This window comes from Bacillus sp. P4_D3 (genome assembly GCF_056401855.1).
In genome coordinates, this window is sequence record NZ_JBFUIN010000239.1 from 1 (window position 1) to 4,888 (window position 4,888).

The 4,888-nt window shown below is 35.5% G+C and carries 6 protein-coding genes; 3 read left to right on the plus strand and 3 right to left on the minus strand.

Going from position 1 to position 4,888, the window contains the following annotated elements:
- Positions 1–161: YjcZ family sporulation protein (locus AC1DTM_RS18210; RefSeq protein ID WP_477000606.1), on the plus strand; the 161-nt coding region annotated here is incomplete at its 5' end.
- 87 nt (positions 162–248) lie between these two features.
- Positions 249–1,214, plus strand: coding sequence for a patatin-like phospholipase family protein (locus AC1DTM_RS18215; protein WP_078181412.1), 966 nt, complete (start codon positions 249–251; stop codon positions 1,212–1,214).
- Between the two features lie 95 nt (positions 1,215–1,309).
- Here AC1DTM_RS18215 and AC1DTM_RS18220 read toward each other — a convergent pair whose 3' ends face one another.
- Positions 1,310–1,477, minus strand: a complete 168-nt coding sequence (locus AC1DTM_RS18220) for a DUF3933 family protein (protein ID WP_000816387.1) — start codon at positions 1,475–1,477, stop codon at positions 1,310–1,312.
- Between the two features lie 12 nt (positions 1,478–1,489).
- The gene (locus AC1DTM_RS18225) at positions 1,490–2,932 is read right to left on the minus strand and encodes an aminotransferase-like domain-containing protein (RefSeq protein WP_016104588.1); all 1,443 of its coding nucleotides are present in this window, start codon (positions 2,930–2,932) and stop codon (positions 1,490–1,492) included.
- A 122-nt stretch (positions 2,933–3,054) separates the two neighbouring features.
- On the opposite strand from AC1DTM_RS18225, the gene AC1DTM_RS18230 reads away from it, so the two are divergent.
- Positions 3,055–3,672 (plus strand): LysE/ArgO family amino acid transporter, encoded by a 618-nt coding sequence (locus tag AC1DTM_RS18230; RefSeq protein WP_016104587.1) that lies wholly within the window; start codon positions 3,055–3,057, stop codon positions 3,670–3,672.
- 48 nt (positions 3,673–3,720) lie between these two features.
- Here AC1DTM_RS18230 and AC1DTM_RS18235 read toward each other — a convergent pair.
- On the minus strand, positions 3,721–4,888 hold a 1,168-nt coding region (locus tag AC1DTM_RS18235), incomplete at its 5' end, for an MFS transporter (RefSeq protein WP_477000605.1).

Sequence of the window (4,888 nt, forward strand, 5' to 3'; positions counted from 1 at the left end):
GCGGTGGTTACGGCGGTGGTTACGGCGGTGGTTACGGCGGTGGTTACGGCGGTAGTTGCGGTGGTGGTTGCGGTTATGGAGGTTTCGCTTTATTAATCGTTTTATTTATCCTTCTAATCATCATTGGAGCTAGCTGTTGGGGCGGCTTTGTAGGCTGCTAGTAAACTTAAAAACTATTGTAAAAAAGCGCGTACAATACGTGCTTTTTTGCCATTTTCAAATTTCCCATCTGAAAGGAAGTATGTTTAATGAAGATTGATGGTGTTTTCGAGGGAGGCGGTGTACGCGGAATTGCTCATGTAGGGGCAATTTGCGCGTTAGCCGAAAAAGGTTATGAATGGGAACGTTTAGCTGGAACATCAGCCGGCGCTATTATTGCAGCTCTTCTAGCAGCAGGATATTCTTGTTCCGAATTAAAAACTATTGTAACAGACATTGATTATGAAAAATTCACTAAAAAAACTTTTCTTGATAGAATCCCCTTTATTGGTAAAGGATTAAGCGCTTGGTCTACTCTAGGTATTTATTCAAATGTATTTCTCGAAGAATGGCTAGAAGACCTGCTTAGAAAAAAAGGAATTCATTTGTTTACAGACTTACCCGATTTGAATAAACTCAAAATTATCGCTTCAGATATAAGCAATGGTAAAATGGTTATTTTTCCCGATGACTTGCCAAACTACGGATTTTTAAATTATCGCTTCTCTATCGCTAAAGCAGTAAGAATGAGTGGAACCATTCCTTTCTTCTTCGAACCAGTGAAATGGAGAACACCAAAATGGAAACAACCTTGTTATATGGTTGACGGCGGTATTTTAAGTAATTATCCAATTTGGATTTTCGATTCACCGACTTCTCCTCGCTGGCCTACCTTTGGATTTCATTTTGTAAAAGATGAGATTCAAGCTGATCCCGCCCACTATGAAGAACCTATTTCCATGTTCAAAGGACTATTTAAAACGATGATGCAAGCTCATGATTTACGTCATTTAGATAAAGAATCGAAGGCTAGAACTATTACAATTCCAACAGGAACCATTACAAGTACTAATTTTCAATTAACTAAAGAAGAGAAAGAATGGCTCTATAACTCTGGTTATAATGCCGCTAATAAGTTTTTACAATCTTGGAACTTCAGGCAATATGTTGATGAATATAGAGACGGAAATCAGGATCGAAAAACAAATCGGTATTTCCGTCAACTTGACTCATAATTATATTATTTTCCCTATCACACTTTAATAGTAAATAAGCCTAATAATATAGTACATTATTAGGCTTATTTACTTCTTATGTAATCTCCCATTATTTAAGGATAAGTTAACCCTTCTGCTTCTTCTGCGGTAATTACTATGTAACGATTTCCAGTTCTTAACCCTAATAATTCTGCTTTTTCAATTGCATCCTGTTTTGTTTCCGCATAAGCAGCTAAATATTTATCTCCATCAATCATTTGGCAAATCACATATTGTTTCATGGTTTTCTCCTTTTACCCTTTAATTAATTGCGCGATCTTTTTTATTCCAACTTCAATTTCTTCTATAGTTGCATAGGAATAAGAAAGACGTAAAAATTGGTTAGCACTTCTATCATACAAAGTGCCTGGGTTTAATAACACCTTTTCTTGCAAAGCTTTGTCAAATAAACTACGATTCGAAATTGGTAGATTTATATGTAGCCAAATGTAAAAGCTTCCTACTGGCTCATGCCAAGTTGCAATGCCACTACAATACTTTTCTAACATACTTATCATAAAATCTCTACGTTTTTTCAATTCACTTCTTACAAACTGTAAATGTTCATCATACAATCCATTTTCAAACCACTCCGCTGCAATTTGCTGGGATATAGAACTTGAACCATAATCAGTTTGCATTTTTATATCTGCTAATCTTTGAATAACGGATTCTGATCCAACAACCCATCCAATTCTTAAACCAGGACTAATGACTTTGGACATACTTCCAATATGTAGCACGATACCATTTTTATCATATGCCTTTAAAGGCTTTGAAACTGGTGCATCGAACCATAAATCTTGATATACCGCGTCCTCAATAATAGGCAATCCAATTTCATTACATATCTCCATCACTTCTTCCCTCTTCTTAGCGTTCATACTAAAATTGGTCGGATTATGAAAAGATGGGATTGTATATAAAATAGATGCGTTAAATTGTTTCTTATATTTTGTAATATATGAAGTATTTATACCATTCTCATTCATTGGTATTCCAATCAAGCGCATTCCTGCTGATTGAAATACATTAAGCGAATATAAATATGATGGTTTTTCTAATAAAATTGACGCTCCTTTCGGAAGAAGACCCATAGAAATAAGTTGCAGTGCTTGAATTGCCCCCGAAACAATTAAAATAGAGTCAGGAGATACATATACCCCATGCCCTTTTAAATATTCCGCAATTTTTTTTCTTAAATGGAGATTTCCTTTCGGTTCCTCATACCCAAGTGTAACATTTGATTGTAAAATTTTACTAATAATACCCTTCATCTTTTTCTCAGGCAAGAGACTCGGTGAAAGTTCACCTGTTCCTAATCGAATTACATTGGGAGTAAATTCAGCTTGATTAATCTCTTGTACAGCAGGAAGATTCGGATAATGAAGTCCTGTTTCTACATAAGACTGCCAGTTTGGAGGCGGGGCATATGTAGAAGTACTCTCACTATTATTTATAACAATTGTTCCCTTCCGGCCATTCCCCTCAATATACCCTTTTGCTACTAATTCATCGAAAGCCATTACAATTGTACTTCGATTCACTTCAAACGTATGCGCCAAATCTCTTTGTGAAGGTAATTTAGTTCCAACTGTCCATTCCCCATTAACAATTCTTTCTTTTATATAAGATTCTATTTGTTTATATAAAGGAATAGGCGAAGACATATTAGGTTTCCAAACGAGCCTTTCCACTATATCACCTCACATACTTTATGGTTGGTAACCTATCCAACCATATGGATGGATACAAATTTTCATTTCTTCTATACAATATACACTATCATAACTAATCACATTAAGTAGGAGGTAATATGATGAGTGAAGCAATTATTCACGGTATCATCCTTGCATTTGGTCTTATCATTCCATTAGGTGTCCAAAATGTTTTCGTCTTTAATCAAGGCGCGAGTCAACCAAATATTTGGCGAGCTGCTCCTGTAGTCTTGACTGCATCTATATGTGATACATTATTAATATTAATTGCTGTACAAGGTGTATCCCTTGTACTCCTTACTTTTTCTTGGTTAACAACCACTCTGTATATGATTGGATTTTTCTTTCTTATGTATATGGGCTGGGTTATTTGGAGAAGCGATCCTTCAAATGATGTAAAGCAAGAAAAAAGCATGCCTTTAAAAAATCAAATTATTTTCACCGCATCGGTTTCATTACTAAATCCACACGCAATTTTAGATACAATTGGTGTAATCGGAACAAACTCTATACAGTACATAGGAAGTGAGAAATGGGCTTTCACTTTTGCAACAATTATAGTTTCTTGGATTTGGTTTATTAGTTTAGCTTTTGCTGGAAAATTTCTAAAAGGATTAGACTCGACAGGAAAAACGATTACAGTATTAAATAAATTTTCAGGGCTAATCATATGGGGAGTCGCACTTTATATGTTAAAACAAGTTATTTTTCCTAACTAATTAAAGAGAATTGCATGTTGTGTAATTAACATGCAATTCTCTTTCGGATTATGACGTTGGTTCCGGCTTCTGTTTTACCATCATTGTATCTTTTGCTGGTTTAATCCAAATAATTGCTATGACCGCACCAATAGCAGCGAAGATGCTTGTTAAATAAAATACTTCATGGTCCGCCCCTTTCATAAAAAAAGAATACAGGGGTGGTCCAGCTGCTACACCGATAAATCGCATTGAACTATAAAATGACGTAACTGTCCCCCTCTGCTCTTTTTCAATCCCTTGTGTAATAAGAGCATCTAGACACGGTAACGCCATACCAATTCCTCCCCCCATAATAACGAGACAAAGAAGTAGCAAATAGATTCCTTTTAGAAATAAAGGTAAGAAGACAGATGCAGCAGCCAGTAAAAATCCAATATAGATACACTTTTTCATAATATCTTGTTTATCTCCAATTTTTTTACCAGCCATATATGAGCTAAGTGATAGTACAAGTAAAGGAATAGCGAGTACACACCCTTTCCATATACCATGAATATCGTACTTCGACTCCAGTATAGTTGACAGATAAAAAAGTATTCCGAATAAAATAAGCATAATAATTGCACCTAGTATAAAAATGGCAATTAACCATCTTCCCTTTTCTCGAAACGTAGAGATAATAGATTGAATAAATTCTTTAAGTGGTGGGACTTCTTCTTCTTGTTTCTTCGCCTTTACTAGTACCAGTAATAAAACAATCGATATTACACATAAAACTGGAATCGCCCAAAATGGTAAGAACCATACAATAGCTGCAAGAGCTGATCCTAATATAGGACTCAATACTTTTCCAAATGTATTTGACGTCTCAATGATTCCTAAACCTGCACTAACCTGTTTTTCATCTTTGTATAAATCACCTACACATGGTATGACAACTGGCATAGCACCAGCAGCACCTATCCCTTGAATTGCTCTTCCGATAAGAATCCAAACATAAGGGTTATCAACTTTCCATGATACCCAGCCCGTTATCGCTCCTCCAATAGCTGCAATTAATAAACTTGGAACCATTACCATCTTTCGTCCCCATCTATCTGATAAATAACCAGCAATCGGTATAAGTATAATTGCAATGATAGAATAAATTGTAATAATCATGGATACCTGGAAAGATGAAATATGTAATTTCTTTTCAATGGTTGGCAGGATTGGAATAAGCATTGAATTACCT

What these genes read in the sequence shown, in the direction of transcription:
- AC1DTM_RS18215 (WP_078181412.1), top strand. Translation starts at nt 249, where the DNA reads ATGAAGATTGATGGTGTTTTCGAGGGAGGCGGTGTACGCGGAATTGCT.
- AC1DTM_RS18220 (WP_000816387.1), bottom strand. Translation starts at nt 1,477, where the DNA reads ATGAAACAATATGTGATTTGCCAAATGATTGATGGAGATAAATATTTA.
- AC1DTM_RS18230 (WP_016104587.1), top strand. Translation starts at nt 3,055, where the DNA reads ATGAGTGAAGCAATTATTCACGGTATCATCCTTGCATTTGGTCTTATC.